The organism is Burkholderia sp. SRS-W-2-2016, from assembly GCF_001931485.1.
GTDB lineage: Bacteria > Pseudomonadota > Gammaproteobacteria > Burkholderiales > Burkholderiaceae > Paraburkholderia.
Genome location: NZ_MSDV01000087.1, coordinates 38404 through 56225 on the forward strand (window position 1 = coordinate 38404; position 17822 = coordinate 56225).

Annotated in this window: 20 protein-coding genes; 17 read left to right on the top strand and 3 right to left on the bottom strand. The window is 62.1% G+C overall.

The window, feature by feature from the left end; all coding sequences use genetic code 11:
- Positions 1 to 172 precede the first annotated feature (172 nt).
- The 11 genes from BTH42_RS33685 to BTH42_RS33740 all read left to right on the top strand — a co-directional run bounded on the left by BTH42_RS33685 (position 173) and on the right by BTH42_RS33740 (position 7913).
- On the top strand, positions 173 to 601 hold the full coding sequence (locus tag BTH42_RS33685) for an antirestriction protein (protein WP_075305495.1): 429 nt from the start codon (positions 173 to 175) through the stop codon (positions 599 to 601).
- 47 nt (positions 602 to 648) lie between these two features.
- Positions 649 to 1749, top strand: coding sequence for a hypothetical protein (locus BTH42_RS33690; RefSeq protein WP_075305521.1), 1101 nt, complete (start codon positions 649 to 651; stop codon positions 1747 to 1749).
- Between the two features lie 427 nt (positions 1750 to 2176).
- On the top strand, positions 2177 to 2413 hold the full coding sequence (kleA, locus tag BTH42_RS33700; protein WP_075305497.1) for a stable inheritance protein KleA: 237 nt from the start codon (positions 2177 to 2179) through the stop codon (positions 2411 to 2413).
- Between the two features lie 54 nt (positions 2414 to 2467).
- Positions 2468 to 2674, top strand: a complete 207-nt coding sequence (locus BTH42_RS33705) for a DUF2688 domain-containing protein (RefSeq protein WP_075305498.1) — start codon at positions 2468 to 2470, stop codon at positions 2672 to 2674.
- A 117-nt stretch (positions 2675 to 2791) separates the two neighbouring features.
- A complete protein-coding gene (gene kleE, locus BTH42_RS33710; protein WP_075305499.1) occupies positions 2792 to 3097 on the top strand; it encodes a KleE stable inheritance protein in 306 nt (101 codons plus the stop codon).
- A 212-nt stretch (positions 3098 to 3309) separates the two neighbouring features.
- Positions 3310 to 3615: a transcriptional regulator KorA gene (locus tag BTH42_RS33715; protein WP_075305500.1), complete on the top strand. Its 306-nt coding sequence runs from the start codon at positions 3310 to 3312 to the stop codon at positions 3613 to 3615.
- The gene (locus BTH42_RS33720) at positions 3612 to 4376 is read left to right on the top strand and encodes a ParA family protein (RefSeq protein ID WP_075305501.1); all 765 of its coding nucleotides are present in this window, start codon (positions 3612 to 3614) and stop codon (positions 4374 to 4376) included. Before BTH42_RS33715 ends, BTH42_RS33720 begins: the two co-directional genes overlap by 4 nt.
- Positions 4376 to 5416 carry a ParB/RepB/Spo0J family partition protein gene (locus BTH42_RS33725; protein WP_075305502.1) on the top strand — a complete coding sequence of 347 codons (1041 nt, stop codon included), beginning with the start codon at positions 4376 to 4378 and terminating at the stop codon, positions 5414 to 5416. The genes BTH42_RS33720 and BTH42_RS33725 overlap by 1 nt, the downstream gene beginning before the upstream one ends.
- Positions 5417 to 5592: 176 nt before the next feature.
- Complete coding sequence (locus BTH42_RS33730) at positions 5593 to 6567, top strand: DNA-binding protein (RefSeq protein ID WP_075305503.1); 975 nt, start codon at positions 5593 to 5595, stop codon at positions 6565 to 6567.
- A gap of 317 nt (positions 6568 to 6884) precedes the next feature.
- The gene (locus BTH42_RS33735; protein ID WP_075305504.1) at positions 6885 to 7238 is read left to right on the top strand and encodes a KfrB domain-containing protein; all 354 of its coding nucleotides are present in this window, start codon (positions 6885 to 6887) and stop codon (positions 7236 to 7238) included.
- A 30-nt stretch (positions 7239 to 7268) separates the two neighbouring features.
- Complete coding sequence (locus tag BTH42_RS33740) at positions 7269 to 7913, top strand: IncP plasmid survival protein KfrC family protein (RefSeq protein ID WP_075305505.1); 645 nt, start codon at positions 7269 to 7271, stop codon at positions 7911 to 7913.
- A gap of 84 nt (positions 7914 to 7997) precedes the next feature.
- On the opposite strand, the gene BTH42_RS33745 is transcribed toward BTH42_RS33740, so the two are convergent.
- From BTH42_RS33745 to BTH42_RS33755, 3 genes are read right to left on the bottom strand one after another with little or no spacing between them, the layout of a single operon-like run.
- The gene (locus BTH42_RS33745; protein ID WP_075305506.1) at positions 7998 to 8444 is read right to left on the bottom strand and encodes a conjugal transfer protein TraM; all 447 of its coding nucleotides are present in this window, start codon (positions 8442 to 8444) and stop codon (positions 7998 to 8000) included.
- Complete coding sequence (locus tag BTH42_RS33750) at positions 8444 to 9169, bottom strand: conjugal transfer protein TraL (RefSeq protein WP_075305507.1); 726 nt, start codon at positions 9167 to 9169, stop codon at positions 8444 to 8446. The genes BTH42_RS33745 and BTH42_RS33750 overlap by 1 nt, the downstream gene beginning before the upstream one ends.
- Positions 9169 to 9570 (bottom strand): TraK family protein, encoded by a 402-nt coding sequence (locus BTH42_RS33755; protein WP_075305508.1) that lies wholly within the window; start codon positions 9568 to 9570, stop codon positions 9169 to 9171. The genes BTH42_RS33750 and BTH42_RS33755 overlap by 1 nt, the downstream gene beginning before the upstream one ends.
- Positions 9571 to 9896: 326 nt before the next feature.
- On the opposite strand from BTH42_RS33755, the gene traJ reads away from it, so the two are divergent.
- From traJ to BTH42_RS33785, 6 genes are read left to right on the top strand one after another with little or no spacing between them, the layout of a single operon-like run.
- A complete protein-coding gene (gene traJ / locus BTH42_RS33760; RefSeq protein ID WP_075305509.1) occupies positions 9897 to 10250 on the top strand; it encodes a conjugal transfer transcriptional regulator TraJ in 354 nt (117 codons plus the stop codon).
- A 34-nt stretch (positions 10251 to 10284) separates the two neighbouring features.
- Positions 10285 to 12801, top strand: coding sequence for a TraI/MobA(P) family conjugative relaxase (traI, locus tag BTH42_RS33765; protein ID WP_075305510.1), 2517 nt, complete (start codon positions 10285 to 10287; stop codon positions 12799 to 12801).
- Positions 12798 to 14735 (top strand): type IV secretory system conjugative DNA transfer family protein, encoded by a 1938-nt coding sequence (locus BTH42_RS33770; RefSeq protein WP_075305511.1) that lies wholly within the window; start codon positions 12798 to 12800, stop codon positions 14733 to 14735. Before traI ends, BTH42_RS33770 begins: the two co-directional genes overlap by 4 nt.
- Positions 14732 to 15268, top strand: coding sequence for a conjugative transfer signal peptidase TraF (gene traF / locus BTH42_RS33775; protein ID WP_075305512.1), 537 nt, complete (start codon positions 14732 to 14734; stop codon positions 15266 to 15268). The genes BTH42_RS33770 and traF overlap by 4 nt, the downstream gene beginning before the upstream one ends.
- Positions 15269 to 15295: 27 nt before the next feature.
- Positions 15296 to 17353, top strand: coding sequence for a DNA topoisomerase 3 (locus BTH42_RS33780; RefSeq protein ID WP_075305513.1), 2058 nt, complete (start codon positions 15296 to 15298; stop codon positions 17351 to 17353).
- Positions 17354 to 17355: 2 nt separating this feature from the next.
- The gene (locus BTH42_RS33785; RefSeq protein ID WP_075305514.1) at positions 17356 to 17718 is read left to right on the top strand and encodes a conjugal transfer protein; all 363 of its coding nucleotides are present in this window, start codon (positions 17356 to 17358) and stop codon (positions 17716 to 17718) included.
- Positions 17719 to 17822 lie beyond the last annotated feature (104 nt).

Below are 17822 nucleotides of genomic sequence, written 5' to 3' on the forward strand. Positions count from 1 at the left end.
GGGTCGCCCCACCCTGCCACCGAATCAAGCCTCGTCGCGATCCCTCATCTGTCAACCAAATGCAGCTAGCATCAAAAGTTTAGCTAAATTTCCTAGACAGATAGGGCTTAAAGCCCTATACTATGTCTTGAGAGCCGGGCATTTCGCCAAGGTTCGCTACCGGAGAAATCTGATGAACACACCCGCAGTCCCTCAAATCGTCGCGGCGTCTGTCGTACCCGAGGAAAAGCGCCTCGACTTCCTGCCGGCGTTTTTCGGCCCGAGCCTGATGCTGTACGGCGAGGCCCTGGTCTACAAGTGGATGGGCCGGCTGTCGCCGCTTCACTACGGCGGCGGCCTCTGGCAGTTCTACACCCTCTCGAACGGCGGCTACTACATGGCTCCGACCGCACCGGAACGGCTGCGCTTGTCGGTGGCCGGCAACGGCTTCGACGGTTTTGTATCGGCCGATGCGGCCGGCGTCGTCGCCACGCTGTTTGCGCTGGGCCAACTCGCGGCGACCGAGTGTGAGCCGGATCGCTTCGTGGAGCTGTACCACGCGCTGCGCGAGTTCATAGGCGACCACGCCGAGGCGGCATTCATCTACCGCGCTATTGACTGATGAGGGACGGCCCCGGCTCCTGCCGGGGCCGCATGGGAGTGTCACGCATGGGCAAACGAAGTAAGGCGGCAGCGCCGGCCGACCGCGACCAGTACGCGGCCGAGCTGGCCGCCGAACTGCCGGTCGAAGGCGTCGAGCTGCTGGCCCTCGCTGCTGCGTCCGTGGGCGAACTGCACGCGGCCGTGCTCGCGTGCGACGGCGAGGGAGCGGAACGGGCGGCGCAGCGGTATGAGGCCTGCGTTTGGAAATTGAACGGAGGGACGTTCTTTGGCAGTAACGGCGACGAGAGCGCGGCCGGTTGCGTCATCGAGCGGCATTGCCGGGCCGAACCCGGCTTTGTGCCGATGTGGGGGCAGCGCGGCGAATTCCTGATTACGGTGGAAGGCATCCGCGCCCTGGTCGAGTTCGACGCCGGTTTCGGGCTGCTGCACTGTCATTTCGCCTTTCACGCGGTAGACCTTGATGCGCCCTTTATCTCGGAGACGGGCTATCGCTCGCACTTCGAGACGGCGCAGGGCGGGATGACCGTCGATCAAGTCGCCGTAGGCGTATTTGGCCGGTTTCTGCCCGAGAAAGACGGCCGCACCATGATCGGCGCCGCCGACAGGGACCGCCTGGCCGACGAGGCTGTGCCGGCGTGGCTCGATAGCCTCGAACCGGCCGCGCGACGTGAGCCGGCGAGCTTGCCGGCCGGGTACGTCCTCGTAGATGCGATCCTGCCGGCGCATCGGGCGTTCGTCGTGCGTAAGTGGGCCGAGGCCGCCCGCAAGCGCCTGGTCGAGCTGCGCGAGACGGCGCAGCAACACGCGACCGAGCAGGCCGAAAAACGCCGTGAGGCGTCAAAGGCTATGGTTGAGGACGCCAAGAGGAAGGACGCAGAGGCAGACGGGCGTATCGCCCTGCGCGGGCGTTACCGGGTGGCCCGCGTACATCATCCGGTGTTCGCGCATGACGTGGGCAAGATCGTGATCGTGGATCGGTTCGCAGGCAGCGGCATGGTATGGGCGCACGACGACAAGCCGGTGACGTACCGGACGAACCGGGCCGGCCGGCAGGTTGTCGCGTTCGACCCGCAGTGCGTGCAAAGCCTGTATCACATGGACGATCTAGAGCCGGTCGAGGGGGCGCAGGACAGTAAAATCGAATAACACAAAACGAGAAGCACACCATGACAGAAACAACGATTCGGGCCGCTTGCTTGCGGCCCTACTCGGATGCGTGGCCGCGTCCGACAAGCGAAGAGGTGCGGGAGGTATTGCGACGGGCGGGCTTGACCGGAGCGCAAGCGGCTCGGCTCGTTGGCGTCCACGACAGCCGGCAAGTGCGGCGCTGGACGGCCGGAGAGGCCCCGATTTCGTATGCTGCGTGGGCGGTTCTTTGCGACGTGGCCGGCATCGAAAGAATCTGGATTGAACGCCAGGAATGAAGTCTGACAGGCATCGCTCACCGGCCGCATTTTAGCGGCTAAAGTCGTTTGTTTAGCTAAAAAAAAGTTGACAAGTAGGGCTTAAAGACCTATTATTAAAGCGAAGGCCGGGCAATGTCGCTCAGGTCCGCTACCGGAGAAGTTATCCGATGAAAAACGAACGCATCATGTCCTGGATTGATGAGCTGCCAGGGGTCCAGGCCACCGAGTTCCCTGCCCGTCGCGACGCTATCGCGGGGCTTATGAATGAGGCGGCCGAGCTGGTCCGCAAGGCCGACGAGCTGCGCGCCCAAGCCTACTTTGCAGGCTGCGCGCTTGAAGGCGATGCTAAAGGCCACTGGTCCCTTGAGGTGGTCGAGCGGGCCAAACGCTGGGTCGGTAGGTAAAGCACATGGCCCGGTGCGACCGGGCCTTCATTAACGCCAGGAAGGGAGTATGTGATGCGAGGCAAGAAGATCGAGATTGTGCAGACGAGCTGCCGCCGTTGCGACAAGTCCATTTCGACGTTGAGCCATAGCCTGTTGGGCGCGGATGCGTTGAGAGCTGAGCTGGGCGAAATCTGCGGAGACTGCACGACGCCGGACGAACATCGGCGGATTCTGGAAGGCACGATGCAGGCCGCCGTGAAGGCCTGCCAAGGCAGCTAGAGGGGACGCCCCGGAGCAATCCGGGGCGCTTGACCCGAAGCTGGCACAACGAGTCAACAAGCACGCGGAGAGCTTGCAGGCACAATTCAACCTGTAACGACGCGAAGGGTCAAGAAAATGTCCAAGATCATCAAGTTCCCGACGATGGCCGAGCCGCCGAGAGAGGCGCAGCCGGCCCCTGCACCCAAGGCCAAGGGAGGCGGCTTTCTCGCTGGGGTTATCAAGGCCGTGTGGATTGTCACCGTGCTTGTATGGCCGTTCCTGCGCTGGGTCGTCGCGCTTGATGTGACGTTCCAGTTCGTTCGGATGCTTTGGTATTGGCACACACCAGGCGTACATGCAGGCGGGGCGTTCCTACTGCATTTCGCCGTGTTGACTGCCCTTACCTACTTCGTGTCGCTGTACAAGCCGAAGGGAATCTAGCCATGAAGAAGTCCGCCGCGCTAGACCTGACGGCTCTTAAGGCATAAGCCCGGCAAACGCCGGGCTTCTTGTATGGTACGCCAAGGGGCGAAATTTTAGCGGCTAAAACGCTTGACTGTCGATAGAAGTTTAGCTAAACTTCTATCTGTGGTTGGCGGCTGGCACCGCCATTTTTCAACCCTTGCGCGGAGAGCAATCTATGGGTGGATTCCATGAAGAAACGGCTAACGGAGGCGCAGTTTCAGGCGGCCATCAAGGACCTGGACGTGGGCCAACAGACCATCGACATAGCCCGAGCGGTCTTGGTGGAAGGAGTGCCGCAAGCGTCATTCGTCACGTCGCTGAATCTGTCGAGGGGCGCGGTGTCGCAAGCGGTGCATCGAGTATGGACGTCGCACGAAGAAAGGAACCTGCCGGAAGGGTACGAACGGGTAACGGCAGTGCTACCGGAACATCAGGCGTTCATCGTCAAGAAATGGGCAACCGAGGCAGCGAAGAAAACGGAACCTCACAAATGAAAACTCTCGTCACGGCAATTCAGAAGGGCGGCCAAGGTAAGACGTTCGCAACGTGTCACCTGGCGTTCGACTTTCACGAGCGCGGCTTGCGTGTTGCCGTGGCTGATCTGGACACCCAAGGCAATGCGTCGTACACGCTGGAAGGTCACGAATCCGGCTACCCGGCTAGTCAGTTGTTTGGCGGTGATGCTGCGGCACTGCGCGCCCACTTCACCGGCCGCGAGGATGACGGTTTGGTGGTGATCGAGGCCGACGCAGCGTTGGCAAACATCGAGGGCAACATGAAGGCCGGCGAGGCGGCCGCCCGACTGCGGGCCAATATCGAGGCGCTGGGCGAGTTCTTCGACGTGCTGCTGATCGACACCCCGCCGTCGCTGGGCGTCATCATGACCGCGGCTGTCGTCGCGAGCGACTACATGCTGTCGCCGCTGGAAATGGAGGCCTACAGCCTGCATGGCATCAAGAAGATGGTTGCTGTCATCGGCAACCTGCGCAAGCAGAACCCGAAGCTGCGCTTTCTCGGCATGGTTCCGAACAAGGTGGACGCCCGCAAGCCGCGCCACGTAGGCAACTTGGCCGACGTTCGGGAGGCCTACCCGCAGCTCGTGACGCCGTTCAGCATCGGCTCGCGTGACAGCATCGCGGAGGCATTGGGCGAACAGGTGCCGGTCTGGAAGATCAAGAAAACGGCCGCGCGTGCCGCTGCAAAAGAAGTGCGCGCGCTGGCTCAGTACGTGTTCGACAAGATGGAGATTGCATAATGACTGCCACGGCCAAGAACGCCACCAAGAAGCCCCAGGAGGGCCGCAAGAGCAGCGGCCTCGGGCTGGATAGCATCGGGGACCTGTCAAGCCTGCTGGACGCTCCTGCGCCCGCTGGCAGCGGCAGCGCCGGCCCGTTGGAACTGCCCCTTGACCTGATTGACGAAGATCCGAACCAGCCGCGCACCGCAGACAATCCGGGCTTCTCGCCCGAGAGCATCGCGGAAATCGGTGCGACGATCAAAGAGCGCGGCGTCAAGTCGCCCATTTCCGTCAGGGACAACCTGGACGATCCGGGCCGCTACATCATTAACCACGGCGCGCGGCGCTACCGTGGCTCGAAGTGGGCCGGAAAGACGACCATCCCCGGCTTCATCGACAACGACTACAACGAAGCGGACCAGGTTATCGAGAACCTGCAACGCAACGAACTGACGCCCCGCGAGATTGCCGACTTCATCGGCCGCGAACTGGCAAAAGGGAAGAAGAAAACCGAGATTGCGAAGGAGCTGGGCAAGTCGCCGGCATTCATCACACAGCACGTCACGCTGCTGGACCTTCCCGACGCGATAGCCCAGGCGTTCAACACCGGCCGCGTGCGCGATGTGACCGTGGTGAACGAGCTGGTGACGGCTTACAAGAAGAAGCCCAAAGAGGTCGAGGCCTGGCTTGACGACGAGGAGCAGGAAATCACGCGCGGATCGGTGAAGCTGCTGCGCGAGTTTCTGGACGATAAGGCCCGCGATCCCAACACGGTAGACGCGTTCAGCGGCAAGACCGACGCCGAGGCCGAGGACGGCGAGCCGCAAGGCCCGACAGATGACGGTTCGGACGCCAAGGAGAAGGCAGCGAAGGAAGCGGACCCGAACAAGCTCAAGAAGGCCATCGTGCAGGTAGAGCACTACGGTCGGCCGGCTCGCCTTGTTCTCACCAAGCGGCCGAGCGAAATCGGGCTTGCCTGGTTCAAGTACGAGGATGACGGCCAAGAGTTCGAGGCCGCCATCACCGAGGCCAAGCTAGTCGCACTCGTGGAAGGCTGACGCCGACCCCTAGAAGCAAAACCCGCGCGCACCAAGCCCCGCCAAAGAGCGGGGCTTTTTTTCGCCCTGCGCCGGGCACTTTAGCCGCTAAATTTCGGTTGAATGTTCAGCTAAACTTATTGCTTGATAAGAATAATAATAGTATTATTATTCTTATCAGCTACCGGAGCGCACACATGGAAATGAACCGAGACACCCGCGACCGCATCTTTGCCGCTGCGAGCCAGCTTTACGAGGCAGCCGGCCGCGAGGCCTTTCCCACGGTCGATGCCGTGCGTAAGACGGTCAAGGTCAACATGAACGACGCGAGTGCCGGCATGAAGGAGTGGCGGCGGGCGCAGACCGCGCAGGCAGCGCCGATTGCCGTTCAGGTGCCCGAGGCCGTGCAGCAGCTTCACAGTCAAGGCTTGGCCGCGCTCTGGCAGGCCGCCGTTGACCAGGCGAATGAATCGCTGCGCGCCGCGCAAGCCGGCTGGGAGGCCGAACGGGCCGAACTGGACGCGCTCAACAAGCAGCTTGGCGAGGCCTACGATGCGCAGACTGTCGAGCTGGACGCGCTACAGGCCAAGGTGACGGAGGCGGCCGAGCTGCGCGACGCGGCCATCGAGAACGCGCGCGTGCTTGATGAGCAACTGGACGACACCAAGCGGCGACTGTCCACGGCCGAAGCCCGCACGGTGGAGATCGAGCGGCGCGCGGGCGAACTGCGCGCAGAGCTGAATCACGCGCATCAAGAGGCTGCGCGCCTGCGTGGTGAACTGGCGGCGGCCCAGCAGGCTGCCACGGCAGCAGGCGGCCAGGTCGAGGCGCTACGCGGCGAGCTGGCGACAGTAAGGGCGAAGGCCGAGGTGGAGGCCGAGGCGCACCAGGAGCAGCGCAAGACGGCCGCTCAAGAGGCGGCACGCCAAGCCGAGCGTTTCACGAAGATGCAGGCGGAGCGAGACGACGCGCGCAAGGCGGTGCAGGCCGAGCGAGACGAGGCGCGCAAGGCGGTCACTGACGCGCAACGGGAGGCGGCTCAGGCGCGCGAGGAAGCGGCTACGCTTCGCGGAGAATTGCGTGCGGTGCAAGACCAGCGTAAAGAGTTGATGGAAACGCTCAAACCAAGCAATGACAAGGCTCAGGCGGGCGCAGGTAAGAGCAAAAACTGACTGTTAAATCGAAATTGTTAAGCTAAAATCGGTGTCGTATTTGCGCGACATTTGCGCAAACGCAGACACCACCGATTAGGACACCGGCATGGATGGCGGCGGCCTCGCCTTCATGCCGGGTATCGTGCCCGACTGGCGATGCCGGCCGGGCATAACTTTAAGTGGCCGTCGCGCGTGTAAGACGCAGTAACCCGAGGCAAGCCTTGGGATGATTTAGCGCAGCGCGGTAGGTGCCGTTATCCCATGCGACCGCATGACACGTTGAACAGACCGCAACCTAATCCGGTTGGTAGGTTGTCAGGACAGGAGCTACAACAATGAGACACCGCGTACTCGTCATGAACGGTCAAAGGATCGTTCAGAACGAGCAGACGCCAGGGACATGGCAGACGGAACATGTAGACAAGGCCGGGCAACTGAAACCAGGCATTTACAACATCTATGCCGCGTCAGCGGCGGATAAGGGCAAGGCGCACGAGGGCGTGATTATCCACGCAGACAAACAGGCCATCTATCAGCAGATCGGCAGGCAATTTGTGCAGCACGAACGCGCTAATTTCGATAAAGTACCTGACATCGGGAGCGCGAAAAGCATCACGTATGATTCATCGACCGGCCGCGCACAAGTGGCGGCCGCCTCGGAAAAGTTGGGTAAGAAACTCTCCCGATAGTTTTAGCCGCTAAAAAACAGGAGCTATCGCATGAGTGCCCCCACTGACCGCCAACCCCAGCCTCAGCGCCTCCCGGACGTTGCCGGCTCGCGCCGCGTGTCCGACATTCAACAGCAAGCCGATAGTCTGCTTGAACGGGCCGAGGAAGCGCAGACGGAGCAGCAGGCGGCTCTCGAAACCTCTCCCCTGGCGTCCGAATACAGCGCCGCGCTCGCGGCACAGATTGAGGCCAAGCAGGACCAGGCCGCGCGCATCGAGGACCGTCTGGAGGGGATGATTGAGCAGCAGGAAACCCGGCTTATGCAGATCGAGGGGAAGCAGCCCGGCTTGCTCGCTCTGCCCGGCCAGCGATCCCGTTGGCAAAGTCAGGTTGAGCAGCAGCAGGCGCTTTTGCAACGCTTGCATACGCGGCTTGAGAATGTCCGGGAAATCAAGGAGGGGATGGGCGTACACGCCCCGCGCATCGAGGAGCTGGCGACGCGCAAACTCAGGGCAGAGCAGCCCGAGCTTGCGGAGGAGTGGGACGAAATGCGCGAAGCGGCGCGGCGTCACCAGGCGCTGATGCGAAAGAATGAGCAGGAGCGCCGGCAACAACTTGCGCGCGAACGCGCTGGCGATGAAGGTCAAGGTATCGGCCGCTCGCGTAGTCTCAACCTCTCTCAGACGCCGCTTTAAGCGCCGTCGCATCCCGAAAAGACTCACCGTCCAGACCCAAAAAAGCCCGACATTGCCGGGCTTTTTCCTGTCAGTTCTAACAGGTCAGTGGCCGAGCGCAGCCCACGCGGCCACGCCGGCCGCCAAGAGCGTGATCGCGGCGGCCGCGAGGTTCCACATCGACAACCCGCGCGCGGCCTGCACCTGGCGACGTGCGCCGGCCAGCGCCTCATCGACTTCCTTGCGAACCACGGCGGCCGCTGCCACAGCGCCGTCCTGCAAGGTTTTCGCCATCGCTTCCTTGCTCGCCGTCATCGCCGCGTTCAGAATCCGCTCGGCCTTTACCTTCGCGTCATTTCCCCAGCGCGTCGCGATGCCTTCCAGTTCCTCTTTGTACTGTTCGAGCATCGCTTCCTGCGCGCGCTGACTGTCGAGCATCAAGCGGTTGTTGATCGTCTGCAAGACCAAGATCGGATCGTCGCGACTCACGGCGATGCCGTGCTTTACGGCAATTTCCTTGATGAGTTCTTCGAGCTGATCGGCTTCGCTCATCACAGCACCGTCGCGTTGTCGAGCTGCGCGTAGAGCTGGTCGCGGATGATTTTCAGGCGCTGACGCGCCATGATCGTGCGCGACGGCGAGGCAATCGCCTCATCGAACGTCAGGCGTTCTTGCAGCATTTCGGTCAGATCGCGACCGTAGGTTTCTTCCTTGAGCGCCGGCACTTGGACGATGGCCGAAACGCGGTCCTTGTTGTCCTTGTAGGCCTTCATCTGTTCGAAGCCCTTGCCCTCGTGTTCGACCGGCCCCCAATACGGGTTGAGCCACACGACAATCGCCGTTTCCACCGGGAACTGCCGGGCGACCTGCGCAAAGCCGCTCATGGTGTCCACGAGCGACTGGCCGCCCGTGATCGACGTGTGGACGATGAGCTGATGCCCCATTTCATGCAGCAGAGCCGGCACCTGATTGCTGATGAGATAGTGCGACAGCGGCACGAACGAGCTGGCTCCGTTGTCGATGATTACGTCATCGGTCGCCGGCGCGATCATTTCCACGAGCGCATCGAAGTTGCGCGAGTTGATTTCGTCGCCTTCCATGATTTCGAGGCGGCGCACGTTTAGCGACTGGAAGCCGGCGAACGTGGCGTTCACCGGATCGGTGTCAACGCACGTTGGTTTCTGGCCCTTGTGGACCTTGTATTGCGCCGTGTTCACGGCGATGAACGACTTGCCGACGCCGCCTTTGCCTTGCAGGGTAATGTGGATTTTCGCCATTACAGTAAGTCCTTCTTGTCCGGTTTAGCGTTGAACGTGAAGCCCGGCAACGCGCCCGGCTTCTGCGTGGTTGTCTTGCTGGCCCCCTCGGCGGTCGGCTTTCCGGCCTCGGGCGCGCTGCCCTCACCAGGTGTCGCCGCCGCACTCGCAGGGGCAGGGGGTGCGTCCGGCTTCGCTGCGAGAATCAGCCGGTTCACGTAGCCCCGGAAGGCCTGGTAACTGAACGTCACCTTGCCTTCCTCGTGGAGCGTTTCCCAGATGCTCTTGACGGGCCACCCGTCATCGAGCGCCTGCTTCACGTCCACGCGAACGGCCAGAAAGGCCGCCCGGTTCTGCGCGTTGCGCGAGGGCTTTTTCTTCTTCGCCCGCTCCGCAATGCGCTCCGACAGGCTCTTTGCCATATGTCACCCTGCGTTATCAGTTTCGTTGTTTCTTCATTCTTGCGCCCTCATTTTAGCGTTCAGACCGTTGTTCTGACCGACTTTAACCGTAATTCGGGTCGTGGTCGAGCCGTGAAACGTAGTTTATAACGAAAAACACGGTTTCGGAAAAGTCGTTGCAATGCTACTCTTGGCGTATCAACGGTGTTGAACCGGGCAGGATATGTGAAGTAGGCCCACCGGCAAGCCGGTGTTCCTTCTTCACTCTCCCTTATTCGCGCCTTCGGCGCTCAACGGGAATCCTGCTCTGCGAGGCCAGCGGCTACCGCCGCTCATAAGGAGAAGCGATGCAAGACAAGGTGACGCGCAAGAGCAGTCCACCTATCAAGGTGTACTGCCTGCCCGATGAGCGGGCAGCGGTTCAAGCCAAGGCCGACGCGGCCGGCTTGAGCCTGTCGGCGTATCTGTTGCGCGTGGGGATGGGCTATGAAATTCAGGGCATCCTCGACCATCGCCGCGTACATGACTTGGCGAAGGTCAACGGCGACCTCGGCCGTCTTGGCGGCCTGTTGAAGCTCTGGCTGACGAATGACGCCCGTACGGCCGATTTTTCGCCCGCGACCATTCGCGCGCTGCTCGGGAAGATCGAGGCCACCCAAGACGAGCTACGCGCCGTCATGACGCAGGTTGTGCGGGGATGAGTCTTTTAGCCGCTAAAACGCCAAGGGGGCCGCGATGATCGCGAAGCACGTCCCCATGCGCGTTGTCAAAAAGAGCGACTTCCGCGAACTGGTCGAATATCTGAATGACCCCCAGCAGAAACAAGAGCGTGTCGGGCGCGTGGCGGTCACGAATTGCCTGCAAGACAACGCCCTCGATGCTGCGCTAGAAGTGCAGGCGACGCAGGCGCTGAATACCCGCACCGAGGCCGACAAGACGTATCACCTGCTGATTTCCTTCCGGGAAGGGGAGAACCCCTCGCCGGAAGTCTTGGAAGCAATCGAGGCGCGTATCTGCGCCGCGCTGGGCTACGCTGAACATCAACGCGTCAGCGCCGTGCATCACGACACCGACAACCTGCACGTCCATGTCGCAATCAACAAGATTCACCCGACGCGGCACACCATCAACACGCCGTACAACGACTACAAGACGTTAGGCGAGATATGCGAAAAGCTCGAACGCGAATACGGGCTAGAACCTGACAACCACACCGCGCGCAAAACGGCCGGCGAGAACCGCGCCGGCGATATGGAGCGGCACGCGGGCGTCGAAAGTCTTCTCGGCTGGATCAAGCGTGAGTGCGCCGACCAGATCAAGAGCGCGCAGAGCTGGGCCGAGTTGCACGCAGTTATGCAGCGCAACGGCCTCGAAATCCGGGGGCGTGGCAACGGCCTCGTCATCACGGACGGGGCAGGCCAGGGCGTCAAGGCAAGTTCCGTCGCGCGCGAGCTGTCCAAGGCAAAGCTCGAAGCCCGGTTCGGGGCATTTGCCCAGCCCGTCAGGCGGGAGCCTTCGCCGGCGAGCGTGGAGGCCCGCAGGACGCAGGCCCCGCCCGTTGAGAAAGTCGGACGCCGACCACCGCCGCGCAGCAAGGGTCGCGCGCCCGGCCTAGCCGCCGTGGGGGTGTTGCACATCGACAGCGGCAGCCGGTACGAGCAGCGGCCCATTTATGCGAAGAAGGTCAGCACTGTAGAGCTGCACGCCAGGTACAAGGCCGAGCAGGAAAATCTTGGCGCGGCCCGCAATGAGGCCATCTCGCAGGCTCGCAGAAAGAAGGAGCGGCTAATCGAGGCCGCGAAACGTACCGGCCGCTTGAAGCGGGCCGCGATCAAGCTAATGAACGGCGCAGGCGTCAACAAGAAGCTGCTTTACGCACTCGCCAGCAAGTCGTTGCGCGAGGACGTAGCGAAGATCAACGCCGAGTACCTGAAGGCGCGCGAGACGGCCTATACCACCCACAGTCGCCGCGCTTGGGCCGACTGGTTGCAGACCGAGGCCAAGCGGGGCGATGCCGAAGCCCTTGCCGCGCTGCGCGCGCGCGAAGCCCGGCAGAGCCGGTCCCGCAACAACGTCGGAGGCCACGATGCCCGCCGAACAGGCCCGGTGCCGGGCCTGAAACCCGACAACATCACGAAGGCCGGCACGATCATCTATCGCGTTGGCTCGACCGCGATTCGCGATGACGGCGGCTCCCTGAACGTCTCGCGCGGCGCGAACGACCACGGCATAGAGGCAGCGCTACGCATGGCGATGTATCGCTATGGCGAGCGCATCACGGTCAACGGCAGCGCGGAATTCAAGGAGCGCATTGCTCAGGCCGCAGCCGCCTCACGGCTCAACGTGACCTTTGAGGATGCCGCGCTCGAAAAACGCCGGCAGCAGCTCGCCAACGACGCAGCCGCGAAGGCCAAGTTGACCGAGGCCGCGGTGCCCGGCAAGACCCCTGAATTCACGCAGGCGCAGGCAAATCGCGCCGGCGCTTTCCACGAGGACGCGTTGAGCGAGCGCGACGCCGCTGCAAGTCGTTCATCGACCCCCACCAACCAGGAGCAAGACCATGAGCAACGAAGAACACGAGCACGAGCAGACCACTCCACCGGCGAGCGGGACCACGACCGAGGACGAGCAGATCGCGGCCGCAATGGCGCTGCTGCAAGAGTCAGCGCCGGCCGAGGACCAGGACGGCCCGCCCGAGCCGGAAAGCCTGGAACCGGCAGCGGCGCAGCCGTTCGAGGTGCCAGAGGGACCGACAAGCCCAACGTTGGACGCGTTGGAGCCGCACCGCCGCCCGCAAACACCCACCGTCTGCGAAACCTGTCCCAACTCGGTGTGGTTCAGCTCGCCCAGCGAAGTGAAGTGCTATTGCCGCGTGATGTACCTGGTCACGTGGAGCAACAAGGAACCCAACGTAATGACGGGTTGCGACGGGATATTCATCGGGCAGGAGGAATAACCGCGCCGGCCGCCACGGCGACGGACAAATACATTGCAGAGCGTGAATCCAAGCGTGCTAAAGGATTCGATATACCGAAGCACCGGCGATATAATGAAAACGACGCGGGCGCGGTGAAGTTTGCCGGGCTGCGCCAGGTTGAGGGCGAATCGCTCGCCCTATTGAAGCGCGACGAAGAAGTGGTTGTGCTGGCCGTCGATGCCGCCACAGCGCGCAGGATCAAACGGCTGTCCCTTGGCGATGACGTATCGCTGACCGACAAGGGCACGCTCAAGACGAAAGGAAGAAGCAGATGAGAGAAAAGCCGAACAATGCAGTCGGCCCGCAGGTTCGAGGGACGCGGGCCAAGAAGAACAAGCTGGTGCCGGTGCTTGCTCTTACCTCGATGGCGGCCGGCATGCAGGCCGCAACGCAATACTTCGCGCACACGTTCAACTATCAGCCGACACTCGGCGCGAACTACAGTCACCTGTACGCGCCCTGGTCGATCCTTTCGTGGTACGGCAAGTGGGGCGAGCAGTTCCACAGCTATTTCTTTGCCGCCGGCAGCATCGGCACGATGGTCGCCGCCGGTGGTCTTATCGGCACAGCCCTCGTAAAGACGTTCGGGGCCAACTCGTCCAAGGCGAACGAGTATCTGCACGGCTCCGCGCGCTGGGCGGACAAGAAGGACATCGAACAGTCCGGCTTGCTCGGCAACGACGAAGGCGTGTACGTGGGGGCGTGGGAGGACAAGGACGGCACGGTTCACTACCTGCGCCACAATGGCCCCGAGCACGTCTTGACCTACGCGCCGACCCGTTCGGGCAAGGGCGTGGGCCTTGTGGTCCCCACGCTGCTGTCATGGCCGCACAGCACGGTCGTTACCGACCTCAAGGGCGAGTTGTGGGCAATGACGGCCGGGTGGCGTCAGAAGCACGCGAAAAACAAGGTCATCCGATTCGAGCCGGCGACGCTCAGCGGCTCCGCGTGCTGGAACCCGCTCGATGAAATCCGCATCGACACGGAATACGAAGTTGGCGACGTGCAGAACCTCGCCACGCTGATTGTTGACCCGGACGGCAAGGGCCTCGAATCACACTGGCAGAAAACGTCGCAGGCGTTGCTTGTCGGCGTGATCCTGCACGTTCTCTACAAGGCGAAGAACGAAGGCACGCCGGCAACGTTGCCCTACGTAGACCGCATCATGGCCGATCCCGACCGCGACACTGGCGAGTTGTGGATGGAAATGACGCAGTACGGCCACGTCAACGGCGAAAACCATCCGGTCGTCGGCTCGGCGGGCCGCGACATGATGGACCGGCCGGAGGAAGAAGCCGGCTCCGTCTTGTCCACGGCCAAGTCGTACCTCGCGCTCTATCGCGATCCAGTCGTCGCGCGGAACGTCAGCAAGTCCGAGTTCCGCATCAAAGACCTGATGAACCACGACGATCCGGTGAGCCTGTACATCGTCACCCAGCCGAACGACAAGGCCCGCTTGCGGCCCCTCGTCCGCGTGATGCTGAACATGATCGTGCGCCTGCTGGCCGACAAGATGGAGTTCGAGCGCGTGCTTGCCGACATGCCTTGGTGGCGCCGCGTGCTTGCCAAGCTCGGCTTCAACCAGGCAGCGCACTCTTACGTGCGATCCAAGAAGTCCTACAAGCATCGCCTGCTGGGCATGATCGACGAGTTTCCGAGCCTCGGCAAACTCGAAATCATGCAAGAGTCGCTGGCCTTCGTGGCCGGCTACGGCATCAAGTTCTATCTCATTTGCCAGGACTTGAACCAGCTCAAGTCGCGCGAAACCGGCTACGGCCCCGACGAAACCATCACGTCCAACTGCCACGTCCAGAATGCCTATCCGCCTAACCGCGTGGAGACAGCCGAACACCTGTCGAAGCTGACAGGGCAAACCACGGTCGTCAAAGAACAGATCACTACGAGCGGCAAGCGCGCGAGCGCGATCCTCGGACAAGTCTCGCGCACGATTCAGGAAGTGCAGCGGCCCTTGCTCACGGTGGACGAGTGCTTGCGCATGCCGGGGCCGAAGAAAGATGCCGAGGGGCAAATCACAGAGGCCGGCGACATGGTTGTGTACGTCGCGGGCTATCCCGCGATCTACGGCAAGCAGCCGCTTTACTTCCAAGACCCGATCTTCACGGCGCGCGCAGCGGTGCCCGAGCCGAAGGCCAGCGACAAGCTGCGCCTTTTGCATGAGCCGGCCGCAGGGGAGGCGATCACCATATGAACCGCCTTATCAAGCGTGCAATCGCGGTGTCAGTCGTGGGCGGCCTCGGCGTTGTAGCGGCATGCGGTGTCATGTATTCGGCCGGCGCACGCGTGAACACGAGCAAGAGCATTCCGCTAGGGCTGTACTGGACTAGCAGCGCGGCCATCACCAAGGGCGAGTACGTGATTTTCTGCCCGCCTCAGCGAACAGTGTTCGCGAACGCCAGGGAACGGGGCTACATCGGTTCCGGGTTTTGCCCCGGCGATTTCGGCTACATGATGAAAAAGGTTTTAGCCGCTAAAGGCGACACCGTTTCGTTGACGCCGCAGGGCGTCACCGTCAACGGCGAGCTGCTGCCGCACAGCAAGCCCTTGCCGGCCGATGCTGTTGGCCGGCCCCTGCCTCGCATGACCGACGAACGATACACGCTTGGCGAATCCGAGCTGTTGCTGATGACCGACCGTAGCGCAACGTCATTCGACGCCCGCTACTTCGGTCCCGTCACCCGAGAGCAAGTGAAATCCGTCATCCGGCCGGTTTTCACTTGGTAAGAACAACCAAGAATTGAGGGCATAGCAATGCGTTTATTCATCGCTGAAAAACCGTCTGTCGCCAAGGCCATCGCCGGCGAACTGGGCGCAACAGGAAAGGGTGACGGGTACATCGAGTGCGGTAACGACACGATTACCTGGTGTTTTGGGCACATGCTCGAACAGGCTGACCCGGACGAATACACCCCCGATGACGTGCCGCGTAATCCGACCAATGGCAAGAAAATCTGGCGTACCGACGAGTTACCCATCATTCCCGAAGTGTGGAAGATGCAGCCGCGCGAGGACGCCGCAAAACAGCTCAGCGTCATCGAGCGGCTGCTAAAAAAGGCTACGGAAATCGTCAACGCCGGCGACCCCGACCGCGAAGGCCAGCTACTCGTTGACGAAGTGCTCGAATACTTCGACTGCCACAAGCCAGTGCGTCGCTTTTGGGTGTCTGCGCAGGATTCGGTAACGGTGCAGCGCGGCCTTGCTGCGCTCAAAGACAACGCCGAATATCACGGCTTCGCCGGGGCAGCTCAGGCGCGCGGGCGGGCCGACTGGCTCATCGGCATGAACCTCAGTCGTGCATATACGCTGCGCGCGCAGCGCGGCGGCTCACGCGCCCTACTGACGGTCGGCCGCGTGCAAACGCCAACGCTTGCCATCGTCGTTGCACGCGACCGCGAAATCGAGGCGTTCAAACCAATCCCCTATCACACCATTCGAGCGGCGTTCAAACACGAAGGTGGTGTGTTCCTCGCAGCATGGCGAGCCAATGAGGACCAAGCCGGCCTAGACCCGGAAGGCCGCCTGATCGACACCGCCATCGCGAACAGCCTGGTCGAAAACGTGACCGGCAAGCCCGGCCGCGTGATCGAGTACAAGCAGGAGCCGAAGAAAAAAGCGCATCCGCGCGCGTATTCTCTTTCCGACATTACCCTCTTGGCGTCAAACAAATTCGGCTATAGCGCCGAACAGGTTCTTGATGCGTGCCAGTCGCTCTATGAAACGCACAAGCTCACGAGCTACCCGCGATCCGACTGCGCGTTTCTGCCCGAATCGCAGCACGCCGACGCGCCCCGCGTGCTAGAAGCCGTCAAGCACGCTTACCCGGACGTGGGCGCGCTGGTCGATGGTGCGGATACCAAGATCAAGTCCAAGACCTGGGATGACAGCAAGATCACGGCTCACCACGGCATCATCCCGACCATGCACAAGGGCAGCACGACCGGGCTATCCGAGCCGGAGCGCAACATTTATGACCTGATCGTGCGCGCTTACCTCGCGCAGTTCTACCCGTTGCACGAGTACCTTGCTACGACCGTTGCCCTTGAGGTCAACGGCGAGCGGTTCGAGGCGGGCGGCAAGGTTGTGACGCGCAACGGTTGGCGCGACGTGTATGCCGAAGCTGACGAGGAAACCGAGGCCGAAGCACAGGCCGAGGGCGAGAGCCAGGCATTGCCCAGCATGAAAACGGGTGATGACGTCTCATGCGTAAAGGCCACACGGCAGGATGCCAAGACCAAGGCCCCGAGCCGCTTCACCGAAGGCACATTGCAGCGCGCGATGGAGAACATTCACAAGTACGTCGCGGACACCGAACAAAAGAAGCTGCTGCGCGACCGCGACGGCATTGGCACCGTCGCCACGCGGCCGTCGATCATTTCCGAATTGAAGCGCCGCGAATTCCTCGAAGTGAAAGGCAAGCAGATCGTCAGCACGACGCTGGGGCGCAGCATGATCGACGCGCTGCCCGAGGTCGTGAAAAGCCCGGTACTCACGGCCCTTTACGAACGCATGTTGCTCGCCATCGAGCAGGGCGGTTCGGACGTGGACAGCTTTATCGCGAAGCAAGAGGCCTTCATCCGCGAGCAGGTTGCAAAAGCCAATGACGGCGCGGTGAAGATCGCCGGCGCGAAGGAAGCGCCGAAGGTATCGGAGATCCACAAGTGCATGGCGTGCGGCAAGGGGCTTGTCCGTCGCGCCGGCAAAAAACCGGGCACGAACTTTTGGTCGTGCAGCGGCTATCCCACTTGCTCACAGACGTATCCCGACGCCAAGGGCAAGCCCAACTACGCCATCCAACGCAAGGAGAAGTGAGCATGAATACCCCCGAGCTGCCCAACAACGAACCGAGTCTCGATAGTGAAGCGAACGCGGCGGCCGCTCTACGCGAAAAGCTGGCCGACGCCGAGACACCAGGCTTTCAGGCCGAGTTTGATCCAGACGAGGCGGCCCGCGCCGGCGCGTTCGCGGAGGACGCATTGAGCGAAGCCGATGCGCTCGACACGGCCATCGACTTGACCGACGCGCAGACCGCAGACGCGCCGGTTTTCATCGAGCGCGGGGAAGGCCTCGACATTCCTGCGAACGTCACCACGGCCAGCGCGCGCGAGCTGCTGGGTAAGCGGCCGGGCGAGTCCGTCAAGGACGCGCTGGACCGGCTTGAACGCCAGGGCGAGTAGCAGCGATGGCCGTCACAGTCTCCGAGGCGCGCGCGCTGGTCATCGACTTCTGCCGGCAATACCCGATTGCCGCGCAGTTGGCCTACTACATTCGCGAAACCGTA

What these genes read in the sequence shown, in the direction of transcription:
- BTH42_RS33685 (WP_075305495.1), top strand. Translation starts at nt 173, where the DNA reads ATGAACACACCCGCAGTCCCTCAAATCGTCGCGGCGTCTGTCGTACCC.
- BTH42_RS33690 (WP_075305521.1), top strand. Translation starts at nt 649, where the DNA reads ATGGGCAAACGAAGTAAGGCGGCAGCGCCGGCCGACCGCGACCAGTAC.
- kleA (WP_075305497.1), top strand. Translation starts at nt 2,177, where the DNA reads ATGAAAAACGAACGCATCATGTCCTGGATTGATGAGCTGCCAGGGGTC.
- BTH42_RS33705 (WP_075305498.1), top strand. Translation starts at nt 2,468, where the DNA reads ATGCGAGGCAAGAAGATCGAGATTGTGCAGACGAGCTGCCGCCGTTGC.
- kleE (WP_075305499.1), top strand. Translation starts at nt 2,792, where the DNA reads ATGTCCAAGATCATCAAGTTCCCGACGATGGCCGAGCCGCCGAGAGAG.
- BTH42_RS33715 (WP_075305500.1), top strand. Translation starts at nt 3,310, where the DNA reads ATGAAGAAACGGCTAACGGAGGCGCAGTTTCAGGCGGCCATCAAGGAC.
- BTH42_RS33720 (WP_075305501.1), top strand. Translation starts at nt 3,612, where the DNA reads ATGAAAACTCTCGTCACGGCAATTCAGAAGGGCGGCCAAGGTAAGACG.
- BTH42_RS33725 (WP_075305502.1), top strand. Translation starts at nt 4,376, where the DNA reads ATGACTGCCACGGCCAAGAACGCCACCAAGAAGCCCCAGGAGGGCCGC.
- BTH42_RS33730 (WP_075305503.1), top strand. Translation starts at nt 5,593, where the DNA reads ATGGAAATGAACCGAGACACCCGCGACCGCATCTTTGCCGCTGCGAGC.
- BTH42_RS33735 (WP_075305504.1), top strand. Translation starts at nt 6,885, where the DNA reads ATGAGACACCGCGTACTCGTCATGAACGGTCAAAGGATCGTTCAGAAC.
- BTH42_RS33740 (WP_075305505.1), top strand. Translation starts at nt 7,269, where the DNA reads ATGAGTGCCCCCACTGACCGCCAACCCCAGCCTCAGCGCCTCCCGGAC.
- BTH42_RS33745 (WP_075305506.1), bottom strand. Translation starts at nt 8,444, where the DNA reads ATGAGCGAAGCCGATCAGCTCGAAGAACTCATCAAGGAAATTGCCGTA.
- BTH42_RS33750 (WP_075305507.1), bottom strand. Translation starts at nt 9,169, where the DNA reads ATGGCGAAAATCCACATTACCCTGCAAGGCAAAGGCGGCGTCGGCAAG.
- BTH42_RS33755 (WP_075305508.1), bottom strand. Translation starts at nt 9,570, where the DNA reads ATGGCAAAGAGCCTGTCGGAGCGCATTGCGGAGCGGGCGAAGAAGAAA.
- traJ (WP_075305509.1), top strand. Translation starts at nt 9,897, where the DNA reads ATGCAAGACAAGGTGACGCGCAAGAGCAGTCCACCTATCAAGGTGTAC.
- traI (WP_075305510.1), top strand. Translation starts at nt 10,285, where the DNA reads ATGATCGCGAAGCACGTCCCCATGCGCGTTGTCAAAAAGAGCGACTTC.
- BTH42_RS33770 (WP_075305511.1), top strand. Translation starts at nt 12,798, where the DNA reads ATGAGAGAAAAGCCGAACAATGCAGTCGGCCCGCAGGTTCGAGGGACG.
- traF (WP_075305512.1), top strand. Translation starts at nt 14,732, where the DNA reads ATGAACCGCCTTATCAAGCGTGCAATCGCGGTGTCAGTCGTGGGCGGC.
- BTH42_RS33780 (WP_075305513.1), top strand. Translation starts at nt 15,296, where the DNA reads ATGCGTTTATTCATCGCTGAAAAACCGTCTGTCGCCAAGGCCATCGCC.
- BTH42_RS33785 (WP_075305514.1), top strand. Translation starts at nt 17,356, where the DNA reads ATGAATACCCCCGAGCTGCCCAACAACGAACCGAGTCTCGATAGTGAA.